Origin of the sequence: Streptomyces mesophilus, assembly GCF_040300965.1 — a bacterium.
GTDB classification, from domain to species: domain Bacteria; phylum Actinomycetota; class Actinomycetes; order Streptomycetales; family Streptomycetaceae; genus Streptomyces; species Streptomyces mesophilus_A.
This window is the reverse complement of record NZ_JBEPEW010000015.1, coordinates 44185-61746: the sequence shown is the minus strand read 5'-3', so window position 1 is coordinate 61746 and position 17562 is coordinate 44185. Positions and strand designations below refer to the sequence as shown.

General features: G+C 70.9%; 15 protein-coding genes. 9 read left to right on the top strand and 6 right to left on the bottom strand.

Annotated features, from left to right (window positions below):
- Positions 1–113 precede the first annotated feature (113 nt).
- Positions 114–1577: a non-reducing end alpha-L-arabinofuranosidase family hydrolase gene (locus ABT367_RS08530; RefSeq protein WP_352250925.1), complete on the bottom strand. Its 1464-nt coding sequence runs from the start codon at positions 1575–1577 to the stop codon at positions 114–116.
- A 684-nt stretch (positions 1578–2261) separates the two neighbouring features.
- Here ABT367_RS08530 and ABT367_RS08525 point away from each other — a divergent pair.
- On the top strand, positions 2262–3692 hold the full coding sequence (locus ABT367_RS08525; protein ID WP_352250923.1) for an endo-1,4-beta-xylanase: 1431 nt from the start codon (positions 2262–2264) through the stop codon (positions 3690–3692).
- A 100-nt stretch (positions 3693–3792) separates the two neighbouring features.
- Positions 3793–5097, top strand: coding sequence for an RICIN domain-containing protein (locus ABT367_RS08520; RefSeq protein WP_352250968.1), 1305 nt, complete (start codon positions 3793–3795; stop codon positions 5095–5097).
- Between the two features lie 51 nt (positions 5098–5148).
- On the opposite strand, the gene ABT367_RS08515 is transcribed toward ABT367_RS08520, so the two are convergent.
- Positions 5149–5571 (bottom strand): secondary thiamine-phosphate synthase enzyme YjbQ, encoded by a 423-nt coding sequence (locus ABT367_RS08515; RefSeq protein WP_352250921.1) that lies wholly within the window; start codon positions 5569–5571, stop codon positions 5149–5151.
- 147 nt (positions 5572–5718) lie between these two features.
- Here ABT367_RS08515 and ABT367_RS08510 point away from each other — a divergent pair, with 147 nt between their 5' ends.
- The 3 genes from ABT367_RS08510 to ABT367_RS08500 are packed head-to-tail and all read left to right on the top strand — an operon-like array spanning position 5719 to position 9635.
- On the top strand, positions 5719–6579 hold the full coding sequence (locus ABT367_RS08510; RefSeq protein ID WP_352250919.1) for an ABC transporter ATP-binding protein: 861 nt from the start codon (positions 5719–5721) through the stop codon (positions 6577–6579).
- On the top strand, positions 6576–7562 hold the full coding sequence (locus ABT367_RS08505) for an iron-siderophore ABC transporter substrate-binding protein (RefSeq protein WP_352250917.1): 987 nt from the start codon (positions 6576–6578) through the stop codon (positions 7560–7562). Before ABT367_RS08510 ends, ABT367_RS08505 begins: the two co-directional genes overlap by 4 nt.
- Positions 7563–7565: 3 nt before the next feature.
- Positions 7566–9635 (top strand): iron ABC transporter permease, encoded by a 2070-nt coding sequence (locus ABT367_RS08500; protein WP_352250915.1) that lies wholly within the window; start codon positions 7566–7568, stop codon positions 9633–9635.
- An 11-nt stretch (positions 9636–9646) separates the two neighbouring features.
- On the opposite strand, the gene ABT367_RS08495 is transcribed toward ABT367_RS08500, so the two are convergent.
- Positions 9647–10093: a MerR family transcriptional regulator gene (locus tag ABT367_RS08495; protein WP_352250913.1), complete on the bottom strand. Its 447-nt coding sequence runs from the start codon at positions 10091–10093 to the stop codon at positions 9647–9649.
- Between the two features lie 28 nt (positions 10094–10121).
- Between ABT367_RS08495 and ABT367_RS08490 the strand changes: the two genes are divergently transcribed.
- A complete protein-coding gene (locus tag ABT367_RS08490) occupies positions 10122–10964 on the top strand; it encodes a methyltransferase domain-containing protein (RefSeq protein ID WP_352250911.1) in 843 nt (280 codons plus the stop codon).
- A gap of 31 nt (positions 10965–10995) precedes the next feature.
- Here the strand turns inward: ABT367_RS08490 and ABT367_RS08485 are convergent, their stop codons facing one another.
- Together ABT367_RS08485 and ABT367_RS08480 are read right to left on the bottom strand one after the other, a co-directional pair.
- A complete protein-coding gene (locus ABT367_RS08485; protein ID WP_352250909.1) occupies positions 10996–11694 on the bottom strand; it encodes an HAD family hydrolase in 699 nt (232 codons plus the stop codon).
- Positions 11695–11697: 3 nt separating this feature from the next.
- Positions 11698–12192: an Lrp/AsnC family transcriptional regulator gene (locus ABT367_RS08480; protein ID WP_352250907.1), complete on the bottom strand. Its 495-nt coding sequence runs from the start codon at positions 12190–12192 to the stop codon at positions 11698–11700.
- Positions 12193–12431: 239 nt separating this feature from the next.
- Between ABT367_RS08480 and ABT367_RS08475 the strand changes: the two genes are divergently transcribed.
- From ABT367_RS08475 to ABT367_RS08465, 3 genes are all read left to right on the top strand, one after another.
- Positions 12432–13937, top strand: coding sequence for an FUSC family protein (locus ABT367_RS08475; RefSeq protein WP_352250905.1), 1506 nt, complete (start codon positions 12432–12434; stop codon positions 13935–13937).
- Positions 13938–14116: 179 nt separating this feature from the next.
- Positions 14117–15409 (top strand): nitric oxide synthase oxygenase, encoded by a 1293-nt coding sequence (locus ABT367_RS08470; RefSeq protein ID WP_352250903.1) that lies wholly within the window; start codon positions 14117–14119, stop codon positions 15407–15409.
- A gap of 48 nt (positions 15410–15457) precedes the next feature.
- The gene (locus ABT367_RS08465) at positions 15458–16459 is read left to right on the top strand and encodes a lactonase family protein (RefSeq protein ID WP_352250901.1); all 1002 of its coding nucleotides are present in this window, start codon (positions 15458–15460) and stop codon (positions 16457–16459) included.
- 129 nt (positions 16460–16588) lie between these two features.
- Here the strand turns inward: ABT367_RS08465 and ABT367_RS08460 are convergent, their stop codons facing one another.
- Positions 16589–17512, bottom strand: a complete 924-nt coding sequence (locus ABT367_RS08460; RefSeq protein ID WP_352250899.1) for a sirohydrochlorin chelatase — start codon at positions 17510–17512, stop codon at positions 16589–16591.
- Between the last annotated feature and the right edge of the window lie 50 nt (positions 17513–17562).

The window sequence follows — 17562 nt, the reverse complement described above, 5'->3', positions numbered from 1 at the left end:
TGCCGGGATCTTCCCGCTCGAAGGCGCTCATGGGGCGACCACGGTGCGGCGGGCTCAGTCTTCTGGTGAGCCCGCCACACCGTCCCGTATCGGAGCCGGTCCGTGTCCCGCCGTCAGCGCTGCTGTGTCAGCAGGCCCGGACGGTAGGGCAGGAGGCCGTAGTCGCCGCCGCTGCTGGGGCTGCGCCCCTGGTAGAGGAGCTGCAGACGGCAGGGGTCGACGGTCATGGTCTGGTCGGGGCCGGTGCGGAGCAGCTCGCCGTGGCTGATGTCGTTCGTCCAGGTGGCGCCGCTGTTGGCCTTGCCGGCGAAGGGGTTGCCCTCGGTCGCGGCCTGGGGTGTCCATGAGCCGCTCAGGCTGGTGGCCGTGAAGGAGCGGAAGTAGCGGCCCTGTGAGCCGATCGCCTCGACGATCATGAGGTAGCGGTTCTGGCCCTGGAGCTTGTAGACCTGCGGGGCTTCGAACAGGTTGTTCGTCGTGTCGCTCATGATCGTCGTGTAGCTCGAGCCGAAACTGGCCGGGAAGTTCCCGATCGGCATGCTGGCCCGGTAGATCTTGCCGTTGTCGCCGGCGAAGAACAGGTACATGTTCGTGCCGTCGGCGATGAGGGTCTGGTCGATGGGGCCCGTTCCCGAGCCGCTGATGCTTCCGGAGAAGAGCTCCCGCGGTGCCGACCAGCCGTTGGGGTTGGTGGGATCGCTCGACGTCCGGTAGGAGAAGGCGGTCGCGCCCCACTGGTAGGCGAGCACCCAGATGTCCTTCGGTGCGAAGTAGAAGAGCGTGGGTGCGACGGTGGAGGCCGACATCCCGTTCTGGCCGGCGGCGGCCATCTGGGACCAGTCGGTGAAGGGCGTGAAGTTCATCGAGCCCCAGCTCGTGCCCGTGTCGTGCGTCGTCGCGTAGACGAGGTGCCTGCCGTTGTACGGAACGACGGTGAAGTCCTTGAGCGAGACCCAGCCGGGCTTGGGCTGCGCCAGCGCACCGGTCGAGCTCCAGCGGTAGGTCGACGGGAGTTCGCACGGCCCGCTGCCGCCGCCGACCTTGATGAGCTGCCACTGCTGGTTGGCGCCGCCCCAGTCGTCGTACTGGACGATGTTGGCGTTGTCGGCGGTGGAGGCGCCCTGCACTTCGAGGGCCTTGCCGCTGTGGCGCGCGATGAGCCGCACGTGGCCGTCCGGGCTGTCGGCCAGCCGCCACTGCTGGTTGGTGCCGTTCAGGTCGGCCCACTGCACGATCGCTCCACCGTTGGCGGTGGAGAAGTTGTGGACGTCGAGCACCTTGCCCGAGTGGCGGGACTTGATGCGGTAGTACCCGCCGCCGGAGTCGACGAACTGCCACTGCTGCTGGCTCTGATCGTTCCTGGTCCACTGGGTGATCCGGGCGCCGTCGTTCGTCGCCAGGTTGTACACGTCGAGGGCCTTGCCGCTGGTGCGATTGACCAGCACATACGAGGCGTTGGGGTCGACGGTGGCCGCGGCGGCGGGCTGGGCGCCGAGGAAGCCGGCCACGAGCAGTAAGGGTGCGAGGGCGGCGAGCAGGCGTCTCAGGCGGACCGGGAACGCAAGGTGGAACCGCATCGGGCGGCCTCCTTTTTTCGAGGGTGGGGGCAGAGGTGGGTCACAGATGCAAACAAGGTGGTGCCGATAGAGCGCTTCCGTCGGAGCTTCTCGCCCTTGGCCGAGGCGTGGGTTGTCCACTCTCAGTCGCATCGGCTGAGGGCCGGCGGCTGCTGCCGCGGGGGCGTCTTCATGCCGACGGGCACTGCGGGCGTTCCGGGGGTGCTGGTCATCGGCTCCCTGGAACGGGAAACGTCGATTCGATCTCGGAAGTCTTCCGAAAGTTTCTCGGTTCCTTTCGACGCCACAAGCTAGGAATGCGGAGCCGCTCGGTCAAGACCTGCCGCTGATCTGTCCACAATTAGCGCCTCGGGTGCGGGACTTGGTGACTGTCGTGAGTTCGGCGAGAGGTGCCCTCGGCTCGCGAGCGTCCGAAAAGTTATCGGACTAGGAACGGAAATAAGTTCTGCGCGAGGGATTGACGATCCACCGTCAATCCCTCAATCATCCCTGTCTGAAGAGCCGACCACGGTTCGATATTTCGAACCACGCGGGTTCCGGTCCACCTGCGCCGCAAGGCGGTTCCGCGCACCACAGCACCCGCGCCACCCGTGTTCCGCGTTCCCGCGAAGTTCGCACCAGCGCATCCCGGCGCCTCACGGCCGGCCGCAGTCCCTTCGTGATCTCTACCTTGGAGGCACAGTCATGGGCTCGTATGCCATCCCCCCACCCGCCGTCCGCCGAAGGCTGGGTGGTCTGCTCACCGCGCTGATCGTCGGCGTCCTGGTCGCGGCCGCCGCACTGGTCGCGCCGACCGGAGCGCACGGCGCCGAGAACACGCTCGGCGCCGCGGCGGCGCAGAGCGGGCGCTACTTCGGCACCGCCATCGCCTCGGGCAGGCTGGGCGACTCGGCGTACACGACGATCGCGGGCCGCGAGTTCAACTCGGTGACGGCCGAGAACGAGATGAAGATCGATGCCACCGAACCCCAGCGCGGTCAGTTCAACTTCGCCGCCGGTGACCGCGTCTACAACTGGGCCGTGCAGAACGGCAAGCAGGTACGCGGCCACACCCTGGCCTGGCACTCCCAGCAGCCCGGCTGGATGCAGAGCCTCAGCGGCAGCTCGCTGCGTCAGGCGATGATCGACCACATCAACGGTGTGATGGGCCACTACAAGGGCAAGATCGCCCAGTGGGACGTGGTGAACGAGGCCTTCGCCGACGGCAGTTCGGGAGCCCGGCGCGACTCCAACCTGCAGCGCTCGGGCAACGACTGGATCGAGGTCGCCTTCCGCGCCGCGCGCGCCGCCGACCCGGCCGCCAAGCTCTGCTACAACGACTACAACGTGGAGAACTGGACCTGGGCCAAGACCCAGGCCATGTACAACATGGTCCGTGACTTCAAGCAGCGCGGCGTGCCGATCGACTGCGTAGGGTTCCAGTCGCACTTCAACAGCGACAGTCCCTACAACAGCAACTTCCGTACCACCCTGCAGAGTTTCGCCGCCCTCGGCGTCGACGTGGCCATCACCGAACTCGACATCCAGGGCGCCTCGGCCACCACCTACGCCAACGTGACCAACGACTGTCTGGCCGTCCCGCGCTGCCTCGGCATCACCGTCTGGGGTGTGCGCGACACCGACTCCTGGCGAGCGGAGCAGACCCCGCTGCTGTTCAACGGCGACGGCAGCAAGAAGCCCGCGTACACCGCCGTCCTCAACGCACTCAACGGCGGCACCACCACGCCCCCCGAGGGCTCCGGGCAGATCAAGGGCGTCGCCTCAGGCCGCTGCGTGGACGTGCCGAACGCGGGCACCGCCGACGGCACCCAGGTCCAGCTGTGGGATTGCCACAGCGGCACCAACCAGCAGTGGACGCACACCGCCGCCGGTGAACTCAGGGTCTACGGCAACAAGTGCCTGGACGCGGCCGGCACCGGCAACGGCAGCAAGGTCCAGATCTACAGCTGCTGGGGCGGCGACAACCAGAAATGGCGCCTCAACTCCGACGGATCGATCGTCGGCGTCCAGTCAGGACGCTGCCTCGACGCCACCGCGGCCGGCACCGCAAACGGCACCCTGATCCAGCTCTACTCCTGCTCCAACGGCAGCAACCAACGCTGGACCCGCACCTGATGGGGCCCGTCAAGAGCGGAAGGGCCAATCGATGAAGACCTGCGGTGCGGCTTCCCGCGCTCCTGCACGAAAACAGCGCTGGTGGTCCCGGATCGCTGCCCTGGTGGCGGCGACCCTCGCGATCGGCCTGCTCGCCGCGGTGAACCCGGCGCCCGCCGAGGCGGCGGCGACGGTGGACACCGATGCCTGGTACGTCCTGGTCAATCGCAACAGCGGCAAGGCGCTCGACGTCGCCGGCACGTCGACCGCCGACGGCGCGCGGGTCAGCCAGTGGACGCGCCACGACGGAGCCAACCAGCAGTGGCAGTTCGTGGACTCCGGCGGCGGCTTCTACCGGCTCAAGGCCCGGCATTCGGGCAAGGTCCTCGACGTGGCCGGTGCCTCGACCGCCGACGGCGCGGCGATCCAGCAGTGGGCCGACCACAACGGGACCAACCAGCAGTTCCGCCTGGCCGACTCCGACGCCGGCCATGTCCGGCTGATCAACCGCAGCAGCGCCAAAGCAGTGGAGGTGCAGGGCGCGTCCACCGCCGATGGCGGCAACGTCGTCCAGTACGCGGACTGGGGCGGGGCCAACCAGCAATGGCAACTGGTCAAGCTGTCGGCCGGCGGCGTCGGCGGATGCGGCAGCGCCCCGACGCTGGCAAGCGGTACGCACACGATTCAAAGCGGCGGCAAGAGCCGCAGCTTCATCCTCAGAGTTCCCGCCGGCTACGACAACAGCCACCCCTACCGGCTGATCTTCGCATTCCACTGGCGGGGCGGAACCGCCGGCGACGTCGCCTCGGGCGGCACCAGCGGGAGTGCCTGGTCCTACTACGGACAGCAGGAGCAGTCCGACAACAGCGCGATCCTCGTCGCCCCCCAGGGCTTGGGCAACGGCTGGGCCAATACGGGCGGTGAGGACGTCACCTTCGTCGACGACATGATCCGGCGCATCGAAGGCGGACTCTGCGTCAACCCGGCGCAGCGCTTCGCCACGGGCTTCAGCTGGGGCGGCGGTATGAGCTATGCACTCGCCTGTACCCGGGCGAACGCCTTCCGGGCCGTCGCGGTCATGTCCGGCGCCCAGATCAGCGGGTGCAGCGGCGGTACCCAGCCCATCGCCTACTTCGGAATCCACGGCATCAGCGACAACGTCCTCGGTATCGCGCAAGGACGGTCCCTGCGCGACAAGTTCGTCGCCAACAACGGCTGCACCGCCCAGAGCCCGCGCGAACCCGCACCGGGCAGCCGAACCCACATCACCACGGCCTACGCGGGCTGCCGTGCGGGATACCCGGTGCAATGGGCCGCGTTCGACGGAGGCCACATCCCCGGTCCGGTCGACGGCTCGACCGGCGAAAGCGGCATCACCACCTGGACCAAGGCAGAGATATGGAGGTTCTTCGCACAGTTCCAGTGACACACCTGGGCATCCCGGGCGCGGCCCACTGCGGCCGCGCCCAGGGACTGCTCAGCCCAGGAAGCTCAACCGCACCCGCCGCTCCGGGTTGTCCACATTGGTGTCCACCAGACACACCGACTGCCAGGTCCCCAGCTCCAGGCTCCCCTCGATCACCGGCAGGGTCGCGTGCGGCGCCACGAGTGCCGGCAGGACGTGGTCGCGCCCGTGGCCGGGGGAGCCGTGGGCGTGCTGCCAGCGGTCGTCGGCCGGGAGGAGCGAGTGCAGGGCGGCGAGCAGGTCGTCGTCGCTGCCCGCGCCCGTCTCGATGACGGCGATCCCCGCCGTGGCGTGCGGCACGAAGATATTGAGGAGTCCGTCGCGGCCGGAGGCCACGTCGCGGAGAAAGGCCTCGCAGTCACGGGTGAGGTCGACCACCCGTTCCGAGGCGCCGGTGGACAGCTGGAGGATACGGCTGGTGAAGGCATCGGACATGCCGTCCATTGTCCTGGCTCCGGAGCGTTCGTGACGCCCCCGCGGTGAGCGAAAAGCTGAGGCCCGGGCGAAGGGTGGGACTTGCGGGGTCCGTTGCAGGTCAGACCCCCGTATGGCGCAGCCCTAAGGTTAGGCTAACCTTCCGGCGTGCGAGTTGTTGAAGAGAGCTCCGAGGACCGGCGTTCGCGCGGACACGAGTTGTCCGCCACGGACGTCACCGTGGCCTATGACGGCGTCGACGTCGTCCATGGCGCCGCGATGACGCTGCGCCCCGGCGAAGTCACCGTGCTCGTCGGGCCGAACGGCAGCGGCAAGTCCACGCTGCTGCGGGCGCTCGCGCGGCTGCAGCGGCCACGGACCGCGACCATCACGCTCGACGCGGACACCGACGGACTCGCCCTGAGCCCGCGCGAGTTCGCCCGCAGCGTCGCCCTGCTCACCCAGGGCCGGCCCACGCCCAGTGGACTGACCGTGCGCGACGTCGTCGAGTTCGGCCGCTACCCGTATCGCAGCCGCTGGGGCAAGACCGATCCGGGCGGCAAGGAGGCCGTGGACCGCGCGCTCGCGATGACGGACATGTCCGGCCTCGCCGAGCGCGGCGTCGAGCACCTCTCCGGCGGCCAGCTGCAGCGGGTATGGCTCGCCGGCTGTCTCGCCCAGGAGACGGGCGTCCTGCTCCTCGACGAGCCCACCAACCACCTCGACCTGCGCTACCAGGTCGAGCTCCTCGACCTCATGCGCGACCTCGCGGACGGCCACGGCATCGCCGTCGGCGCCGTCCTGCACGACCTCGACCAGGCCTCGGCCGTCGCCGACCGGATCGTGCTGCTGTGCGACGGCCGGGTCATCGGCGACGGCGACCCCGAGGACGTGCTCACCGCCGAGCGGCTCACCGAGACGTACGGCATCCGTATCGAGGTCGACACAGATCCCCTCACCGGCCATCTGCGCACCCGCGCGATAGGCCGTCACCACTCGCGAAGCGAAAGGCTCACCACCCAGTCATGAGGCGCATCCTGCTCGCCGCGGCCGTCACCACGGCAGCGGCTCTCACTCTGTCCGCCTGCGGAACCACCGAGCCCGCCGCCGACAAGAAGGACGACAAGAAGTCGTCCGAGGCCATCAACCTCACCGACGGCACCGGTGCCAAGGTCAAGCTCGACGGACCGGCCAAGAAGGTCATCGCCACCGAGTGGAACATCGTCGAGCACCTCGTCGAACTCGGCGTGGACCCGGCGGGCGTCTCCGACATCAAGGGCTACAAGCAGTGGGACCAGGCCGTCCCGCTGACCGGCAACCCCAAGGACATCGGCACCCGCGGCGAGCCCAGCATGGACTCCATCGCGGCGCTCTCGCCGGACCTGATCGTGGCGACCACGGACCTCCCCGCGGCCGCGATCAAGCAGCTCAAGGAGGTGGGCACGGTCATCACGCTGAAGCCCGCCGACGCCAAGGACCCGTTCGGTCAGATGACCAAGAACCTGGACCTCCTGGCCCAGGCCACCGGCACCACCGACAAGGCCGACCAGCTCAAGAAGGACTTCGACGCCAAGGTCGAAGAGGGCAAGAAGGCGCTCGCCGACGCCGATCTCGCCGGCGCGAACCTCGCGTTCGCCGACGGCTACGTCGACGGCAACCAGGCCTCGATCCGCCCGTTCACCAGCGGTTCGCTGATCGGCGCCGTCAACGAGAAGCTCGGTCTGAAGAACGCCTGGACCGTCGAGGGCGACCCGGCCTACGGCCTGGGCAACACCGACCTCGAGGGCCTCACCAAGCTGCCCGATGACGTCCACTTCGCCTACATCGCGAACAAGGACGACAAGTCCAGCACCCCGTTCACCGGCATCTTCGCCAAGGACAAGGTGTGGACCTCGCTGCCGTTCGTGAAGGCCGGCAACGTGCACCGTCTTGACGACGGCATCTGGATGTTCGGCGGCACCGGGTCGATGAGCGCCTACATCGACAACCTCGTGAAGGCGCTGACCAAGTAACCGATGGCCGTCACCGCAACCACCCCCGCAACCCGTCCGCAGACGGCCGCACCGTCCCGTTCGGGCGCGGCCGCGGTGACGGCCCTCCTGGTCCTCGTCGTGGCCGTGCTCGCGGCCGTCGACATCACCCAGGGCACCGCCGACGTGGGCGCCTCCGAGGTCTGGAAGGCGCTCACGGGGCAGGCCGAATCAGGCGACTCCTCCGTGGTGATCGCCTCCCGCCTGCCGCGCATGGTCGCCGGTCTGCTCATCGGCGCCGTACTCGGCATGGCCGGTCACACACTGCAGGCCATCAGCCGCAATGTGATCGCCTCGCCCGACACCCTCGCCGTCAACGCCGGTTCGTACTTCGCCCTCGGCCTCGCCGCGGCCACCGGCCTGTCGCTGCCGCTGCTCGCCTCATCGGGCATCGCCTTCTTCGGCGGGCTCGCCGCCGGCGCGGTCGTCCTGGCCCTGTCCGGTCTCGGTGCCGGCACCGTACGCCTCGTGCTCGCGGGCACCGCCCTCACGCTGGGCCTGACGTCCATCACCGAGGGCCTGCTGCTGCTCTTCCCGCTGGAGACCGAGGGCCTCCACGAGTGGAACCAGGGCAGCATCGCGCAGAACGGCTTCGACGGCATCCTGCAGATGCTCCCGGTCGCCGTCCTCGCGCTCGTCGGTCTGATGCTGCTCGCGCGCCGCGTGGACGCCCTGGCGCTCGGCGACGATGCCGCCCGCGGTGTCGGAGTGCCGGTGCGCTCCACCCGCGTCACCGCCGTGACCCTCGCGGCCCTGCTCTCGACCGCCGCCGTCACCCTGGCGGGTCCCATCGGCTTCGTCGGTCTGTGCGCCCCCGCGCTCGTACGGTTCCTCGCGCGCCGTTTCCGTACCTTCAACAAGTCCCGGGCGAGCCTGCCGTTCTCGGCGCTCGCCGGCGCCGTCCTGGTGCTCGGCTCCGACGTGGTCCTGCGGGCCCTCGTCCCCGCGGACACCGCCGTCGCGGTGCCGACCGGCGTGGTCACCAGCCTGGTCGGCGCGGTGTTCCTGGTCGTCCTCGCCGCACGGGTCAAGGACGCGGGCGGTTCGGTCGAGGCCGACCGGCTGCGGATCCGCAGCCGGGCCGTGTTCGTCACCACGACCGTCGTGCTCGTCATCGCCCTCGTCGGCGTGACCATCGGCTCGGTGCTCCTCGGCGATGCCAAGCTGCTGCTCGGCGACGTACTCAACTGGGCGCAGGGCCGGGCCGGTCAGGGCATCTCGTTCGTCCTCGACACGAGGATGCCGCGCGTCACGGCGGCGCTGCTCGCGGGCGGTGCACTCGCCCTTGCGGGCACGCTGATCCAGGCGGTGACCCGTAACCCACTGGCCGAACCGGGCACGCTGGGCGTGACGAACGGTGCCGCGGTCGGCGCCATCCTGCTGGTCACCACCGTGCCGTTGGCCAGCGCGTGGACCGTGGCAGCCGCGGCGCTCGCCGGTGCGACGATCACCGCGGCGATCGTCTTCGGACTCTCCGCCCGGGGCGGCTTCCAGCAGAACCGCGTGGTCCTGGTCGGCTTCGGCATGGCCACGGCCGGTTACGCGCTGACCAGCCTGATGATCATCCTCACCGATCCGTTCAACCAGACCAAGGCCCTGACCTGGCTCTCCGGATCCACCTACGGCCGCACCTTCATCGACACCCTGCCCCTCGTGGTGGTGCTCGCCATCGGCGTGGCGATCTCGGTGGCCCGCCGCCGCGAACTGGACCTCGTCTCACTCGACGAGGACACCCCGCGGCTGCTCGGACTCAACCTCGGCAAGGGACGCCTGGGCTTCCTGGTGCTCGCCGTCCTGCTCACCGCGACCGCGGTGGCCGCGGCCGGCACCATCGCCTTCGTCGGCCTGGTGGCGCCGCATGCGGCCCGCGCCCTGGTCGGCCGCCAACACGCCCGCGTCGTACCGGTCTCGGTGCTGCTCGGCGCGATCCTCGTCTGCACGGCCGACGTGGTCGGCCGTACGGTCATCGCCCCCGCGCAGCTGGGTGCGGGCCTGATGACCGCGGTGATCGGCACGCCGTACTTCCTGTATCTGCTGGTACGCAGCCGGCGCTAGCTCCTGTTCTTTCAGCTGTGGCCCGGGGTGCCTGCGCGCCCCGGGCCACGGTCTTGTTCCCCAGCTCGCCGCTCCACGATGGCCTGGAAGTTGGGGCAGGTGAGCAGGTCCTCATGGGGGCAGTCGAGGCCGCATTCCACGAGGGCGAGCTGCGCCTGCAGCCGGGCGATGTCGGCCTGCAGAGCGGCCCGCCGGTCCGCGAGCAGCACGCGACGCGGCGCACCGGCACGCGCGGAGGTGAGGGCGTGGATCTCGGCGAGGGAGAGCCCGGCGTCCTTGGCGCACAGGATCGCGCCTACCCGGAGCAGGTCCTGCTGCCCGTACACACGGCGCCCGGCGGTATCCCGGCCGGGCGCCAACAGGCCGACGCTCTCCCAGTGGCGCAGTACATGGGTGGCGAGCCCGTAGTGCTCCGCCAGCTCGCCAATGCTCAAGGCCGCGGCCGGTGTTGACTTCATGCCGACATGAAGTCGCACTCTGGGGCGTATGTCCACTCACCCCACGCGGACGGAGTCCGCGCACCCCAGCCCGTCCGAGACCCCGCACCCCGAACCGTCCGAGACCCCGCACGGCCGGCAGCCCGGGCAGGACCCGGTCGCTCAGCTGATCGCCCTGCTCGATGCCCTGGACGCCATGCCCGTCGCCCGCCGGCTGCGCAGCCGTACGTACGACCTGCTGGAAGCCGGCCCCGGCAGCCGTATCGTCGACGCGGGCTGCGGCGCCGGGCGGGCCGTGGCCGAGCTCACCGGGATCGGTGCCCGGGCCACCGGGATCGACCTCGATCCGCAGATGCTGCACGTGGCCCGCGAGCGCTGCCCGAAGGGGGACTTCCGCGAGGGCGACCTTACGGAACTTCCTTTCGACGACGCCACGTTGGACGGCTACCGCGCCGACAAGGTCCTGCACACACTCGCCGATCCCGCGCGGGCCGTGGCCGAGGCCCGGCGCGTGCTGGTGCCGGGCGGACGTGCCGTGCTCGTGGGCCAGGACTGGGACACGTTCGTCATCGACGCCGCCGACCCGGCGCTGACCCGCACGATCGTGCAGGCCCGCGCCGACCTGACCACCAGTCCCCGGGCCGCCCGGACCCATCGCGCCCTGCTGCTCGACGCGGGCTTCACGCAGACCGGCGTGGAGGTGCACACCGCCGTCTTCACCGAGGGCTCGGCCCTGCCGCTGCTCGCCGGAATGGCCTCGGCGGCCCACGAGGCGGGCGCGATCACCGCGGACGAGGCCGAGACCTGGCTCGCCGACCAGCGCCGACGGGCCGCCGCGGACCGGTTCTTCCTGGCGATCCCGATGTTCCTGGCGGTCGGCACGAAGCCCTGAGCGCCCTGAGGGCTTATGCCGTACGCGGCACTCAGCGAGCGCTCAGCCAGTCATACGCCGCCTGGGCCGTGAACTCCCGCTGGCCGCCGCGGAACAGCAGCCCCGCGGTCGCGAACTCCGCGTCGTCCGCCGCCGAAGCCACGTACGGAATCGCGATGCAGCGCATCCCGGCCTTGTGCGCTGCCACCGTGCCGGGTGCCGCGTCCTCGAGGACCACGCAGTCCGCCGGCTGCACTCCGAGCCGGCGGGCCGCCTCCAGGAACACATCCGGCTCCGGCTTGCCGTGCGCCACCTCGTCGGCCGAGACGGCCATCGTCAGATACGCGTCCAGGCCGGTGCCCTCGAGGATCGCGTGGATCGCGGCGAGCGAGGAGCCGGAGGCCACGATCATCGGCACCCCGTCCTCGTGCAGCCGCCGCACGAACTTCACCATCTCCGGGTACGCATGCGTGGAGCGGCGGGCGAGCCGCAGGTAGATGGCGTTCTTCTCGTCCAGGAGCTCGTCGAGCGGGTCCGTGATGCCGTACTTGTCCTGCCAGATCTGCAGCGTCTCGGCGGTGGACACACCGATGTACCGCTCGTGCTCCTGCCAGGTGAGCGTCACCCCGTAGCGCGCGAGCACCTCGCGTCCGGCTTCGAAGTAGTTGGGTTCGCTGTCGACGAGGGTGCCGTCGAGGTCGAAGACGACCGCCGTACGGCCGAGAGGACTGGTGCTGTTCGAGGTGCTCATACGTCAAGCATGCCGTGGCCGTCCGGCCTCGGCGGCCCGGCCCACCTCCTCCACCAGCGGAAGCACCCGGTGCGGCACCCGCTCGCGCAGCGCCACTTCGGTGCGGGTGCGGACCACGCCGGGCAGCGAGATCAGCTCCTGTACGACGTCCTCCAGATGCGCGTTGTCCCGGGCCGCCACCCGGGTCAGCAGATCCCCGCCACCCGTGATCGAGAACGCCTCGATGATCTCCGGCACCTGCGCGAGGGCGTCCCCCACGTCGTCGAGATGTCCCTGGGTGACCTCGACGTGCACGAAGGCGAGCACGGGATGGCCGAGCGCACCCGGCGACAGGGTCGGCCCGGAACCGGTGATCACCCCGTCCCGCTCCAGCCGGTCGAGCCGCGCCTGCAGGGTGCCGCGCGCGATGCCCAGGATCCGCGCGTACTCGCGCACGCTCGTACGGGGCTGCTCGATCAGCAGACGCAGAATCCGTGCATCCAGCGCATCGACTGCCATTGGCCCTCCAGTGGCCGTACGAATGAAGCTATGACTGTACCAATGGCCCAGGGCTTTTGGCCTGAGTTGAGCCACTAGGCCTGTGAATGCTTTCCTTATGCAGTCGATGGCGCTGCGGGACCTTCCGCGGCGCCTTTTCCATGTCCGTCCACGGCCACACAGGCCGGGCGGACCACACAGCGAGGGCGTACGCGGGGAACGCGCGCGCCAGGCGGGGGTGAGTGAGCGCGGTGAAGAGGATGTTCGTCGCACCGGATCCGGGACGGCTGCGCCTGCGGGTCTCCTTGCGAGCGGTGCTCGGCATCGGTCTGGCCGTCGCGGCCGCCGAACTCGCCGGATTCTCGCTGACGGCCTCCATCACCGGCGGGCTCGCCGCCCTGCTCGCACTCTTCACCGTCGCCGACGCCTCCGTCCGCCGCCAGGCCGTGACCACCGCGCTGCTCCCGGCGGCCGGCTTCCCGGTTCTCGCGCTCGCCGCCTCGCTGCACGGGGCGCCGCTCGCGCGTGACGCGGCCTTCGTGGCCGTGGTCTTCGCCGGTGTGTACGCACGGCGCTGGGGAGCGCGCGGGCATGCGCTCGGGATCTTCGCGTTCATGATGTTCTTCGTCACGCAGTTCCTGCACGCGCTGCCCGCTCAACTCCCCGAGCTGTACGCCTCCGTGGCCATCGCCCTGGCCGCGTCCTCGACGGTCCGCTTCGGCCTGTGGTGCATCGAGCGCCGAACCCCGCCCGCCGTTCCGCCCGCCCCGCTCGAGGGGCGGCGGCTCGCCCGGCCGAGCACCCGGCAGGCGTTCCAGGCAGCGGCGGCCTGCACGTTCGCCGTCGCCCTCGGACAGTTCGTCTCGGGCGACCGCTGGTACTGGGCCGTCGGCACCGCCTGGTGGATCTTCGTCAACACCGCCTCGCGCGGCGAGACGCTCGTCCGCGGATTCCGGCGCGTCCTCGGCACGGTCATCGGCATCGCGGCCGGCCTCCTGATCGCCGTACCGCTGCACGGAGCGCCCGCGCCGACCGCCGCCCTGGTGGCCGTCTGCGTCTTCGGGATCTTCTACACCGCGGCGCCCTCGTACAGCTGGATGATGTTCTTCGTCACCGTGATGGCAGGTCTCCTGTACGGGCTCCTCGGTGTGCTCCACCCCGGGCTGCTCGGGCTCCGCTTCGTCGAGACCGCAGTCGGCGCGCTCGGTGCGGCGCTCGCCGTGCTGTTCGTGCTGCCGATCACCACCCACCGCGCGACGGACGCGTGGATCAAGCGCGCCCTCGGCCGTGTCCACACCTGCACCACCGAGGCCGCTCGACGGCTCGCCGGTGACCCGGCGGCCGATCCGGCGCTCCTCAAGGAGGCACTCGGTGACCTGGAATCGCTGCTCGCCCGGGTACGGATGGCCCTCGCGCCGCTCGTCCACCCCCTGAGCCCGCAGCGTGCCCGCAAGCGGCGCGCCCGTCAGGTCCTCGCCCTGCTCGACGACTGCGCCCGCGAGATCCGGGGCCTGGCCGCGATCGCCGCCGACCCCGTCGCCTCGCACGACGCCCGGCTCACCGCGGCCTGCGCCCGCGTGGAGACCGCGGTCGCCGCCCTCGTCGGCACCGAGGCCACCACCGCGCACCACCCGGAACCACTCACCGCACCCGCGCACCCCGCTGCCGAACCGGCCCTCGCGCATCTGCACGCACTGGAGCGGGCGCTCGTCTCGCTGGCCGCGCCCTTGCGTACGGCTCCGCGCTCCCCGCTGGCCGGAGCCTGACAACAGCGCCCCGGCGCCCCACCTGCGGCATGTACAACCGGCCCTTGAATGAGGCACTTTCACGGGGCACATACACGGTGGATCAGTGAAGGCCGGGGGTAAGCCCCGCGTCACACATGGGACAAGCGCACGGGCCGTGCGGGAGCGGCCCGTGCTCCCAGGACGCGGGAGGACACACCATGCGCAACTTCCTGCGCCGTGACCAGGCCACCCTCACCGGTCTCGGCTGTGCGCCCGACGGCACCATCCCCTCGGCTCTGCTTCCCGATGCTCTTCCGCGGCACGACGGCCGGTCGGCGGGTGCCGACAAGGTCCGCGACCACCCCGGCCACGACCAGCGCTCGCTGTGGCGGCAAGCCGCCGAATTCATCGCCGACCACCACCGGGAGGACCTGGCGGGCGCGGATCCGGCCCGCAGACTCGCGGAGGTCCGCGCCGAACTCGACTCCACGGGTACCTACCGGCACACCGGCGACGAGCTGGCCTTCGGCGCACGGGTCGCGTGGCGCAACGCCAACCGCTGCATAGGCCGCCTGTACTGGCGCTCGCTGCGCATCCGCGACCGGCGCCACCTCAGCAGCGCCGAGGACATCGCCGCCGAATGCGTCACGCATCTGCGCGAGGCCGCGAACGGGGGCCGCATCCGCCCCCTGATCACCGTCTTCGCCCCCGACCGGCCGGGCCGCCCCGCGCCCCGGATCTGGAACGAGCAGCTCATCCGGTACGCCGGCTACACCGCCGAGGACGGCACGGTCACGGGTGACCCGCGCAACGCCGGACTCACCGCGCTCGCCCACTCCCTCGGCTGGCCCGGCGGCCCCGGCACCCCCTTCGACGTACTCCCCTTGGTGATCCAGGAACCGGGCAGCTGCCCGCACTGGTATCCGCTGCCGCCCGAAGCGGTACTCGAAGTACCGATCGAGCACCCGGAGTTCGGCTGGTTCCAGCTGCTCGGACTGCGCTGGCACGCCGTTCCCGCGCTCGCCACCATGTGCCTGGAGATCGGCGGCATCTGCTACCCGAGCGCCCCGTTCAACGGCTGGTACATGGGGACGGAGATCGGCGCGCGCAACTTCGCCGACACCGACCGCTACGACCTGCTCCCCGTGATCGGCGCCCGTCTCGGCCTCGACCTGCGCGACGAGCGTTCGCTGTGGCGCGACCGCGCGCTCGTCGAACTCAACCGGGCTGTTCTGCACTCCTTCGACCGCGCGGGTGTCACGGTCACCGACCACCACACCGAATCCCGCCGCTTCCTCGCCCATATCGGCCGCGAGGAGCGCAGCGGCCGACCCGTGGGCGCCGACTGGTCGTGGATCGTGCCGCCGATCTCGGGCTCGGCGACACCGGTCTTCCACCGGACGTACGACACCGCGGAGCACCATCCCGCCTATGTACACCACCCCGACGCCCAGGCGCGGGCAGCCGGGTTCGGTTCGTTCAAGGCCTCCGACGGGTGCCCGATGGTCTAGACCGGCTGCTACTGTCGCCCCGAACTCACGGCGGACGGAAGGCGGCACATGGCGGGCGCACGGGCGTACATCGGTTCCTTCACCTCGGCGGGCGGACCCGGGGTCACGGTGGCGGACGTCGATCCCGCCACCGGGGCGCTGAGCGTGGTGGCGGCGACGGACGCGCTCACCGATCCCTCGTATCTCGCCCTCCACGACGGCCTGTTGTACGCCGTGTCGGAGGCGAACGAGGGCTCGGTCGGCGTCTTCGACCTGACCGCGGACAAGCCGCGTCTGCTTGGTGCGCCGCGGTCCGTGCAGGGGTCGGGACCGACGCATCTCGCCGTGGCCGGCGGTCACGTCCTGACCGCCAACTACGGTTCGGGAAGCGTGTCCGCGCTGCCTCTGGGGGAGGGGCCCGCGAGCGTCGTCCAGCACAAGGGCTCCGGTCCGGACCAGGCGCGCCAGGAAGGCCCGCACGCCCACCAGGTGCTGCCCGATCCGAGCGGCCGCTGGATCCTCAGCGTGGACCTCGGGACGGACTCGGTGCGGGTCTGCGCTGTCGACGAGGGCGTGTTCGCGGTCCGCAGGGAAGTGACCTTGCGGGCCGGCAGCGGACCCCGGCATCTCGCGTTCGATCCGGCCGGCGGCCACGTCTACGTCCTGAACGAGCTGGACCCCACGCTCACCGTCTGCTCCTGGGACGCGGACGCCGGTCTGCTGACCCCGCTGCGCGAGGTCCCCGTGCTCGCCGACGAGCCGAAGGGCGACGCCTACCCGTCCGCGATCAAGGTCTCGCCCGACGGGCGCTTCCTGTGGACGGCGACCCGCGGTGAGGACGTCATCTCCACCTTCTCGCTCGCGGACGGTGCCCCGGCCCTCGTGGCCGTGACGCCCTGTGGCGGGCACTGGCCGCGCGACCTGGCCGTACATCCTTCCGGCCGCTTCCTGTACGCGGCCAATGAGCGGTCGGGGGATGTGACGTGGTTCGGTACGGGCGCCGACGGCGTCCCGGTGCGTGCGGGGTCGGTCGCGGTACCGGCGGTCTCCTGCGTGGTGTTCGCGGACTGAGTGCACCGGCGGACGGCTGAGGTCGCCCGCACAGGAGTCGGGCCGCCCGCGGAGGTCTCAGCCCGCCTGCGGAAACGTGAGGGCCCGCCCGGTCAGACCGGGCGGGCCCTTCACAATGACTCGTACGCGTCAGCGGGCCGACGCGCCCATCTGCTGCTGCGGCGCGATGCCCAGCGCGTTCATGTAGTTCGACAGCGTCAGCTTGCCGATCGCCGGGTAGGCGCCAAGCGGCTCGGCGATGGCGCAGCCGGCCTCCTTGACGGCCGCGTCAAGCAGACCGTCGGCCGCCTCCGGGCCGATCACGTACGGCGCGAGCGCCAGCTGGCCGGAGCCCGAGGCGCGCAGCTGATCGGCGATGGCGGCGACCGCACCCGGCTCGTCGAGCGCGGCGGCGAGCACCGGCACGGCCAGGCGCGCGGCGAGGAGCATGCCGGTGATGCCCGCGGCCTGCACCGCCTCCTCGCCACCGGAGGTGGCGAGGATGATGCCGTCCGCCGCCGTCGCCACCGTGAACAGCCTGGCCCTGTCGGCGCGGGACAGGCCGGCCTCGGAGAGCCGCACGTGCAGGGCTTCGGCGAGCAGCGGGTGCGGGCCGAGCACATCGGTGACCTCGGCGGGCGCGCTGGAGTCCACGACGGCCTGGCGGATCCGGCGCATCAGCGCGTTGTCCGGGCCGGCGAGCAGCGGGACGACCACGGCGACCGGGCCCTGCGGCTCGGTGGCCTCGACACCGGCGGCCAGCGCCTGCTGGTAGCGGGCGGCGCGCTGCTCGGCGGCCTGCGCGAGCACGGTCTGGAGATTCGGGTACTCCGCGCCGTCGCCGTCCACGTAGCCGATCCGGGCATCGAGGCCGGGCAGCTCGGAGCGGGCGATCGAGATGACCTCTTCGCCGAGGGCGCGCGCCTCGGCGCTCGGCGTGCCCGGCACGGCGAGAACAAGCGCGGGTGCTCCCTCGGGAGCCACCGCGGGTTCCGGGCGGCGGTGCCGACCGGGCTGGCGGGGTCGCGGCATTCGTACAGGCAGGCCGGATGCGGGCCCAGTGGGGGAGCTCATGGCGCCGCATGCTACTGGCTCGCGGTGCTCTTCTGTTCGGGGAGGGGGCA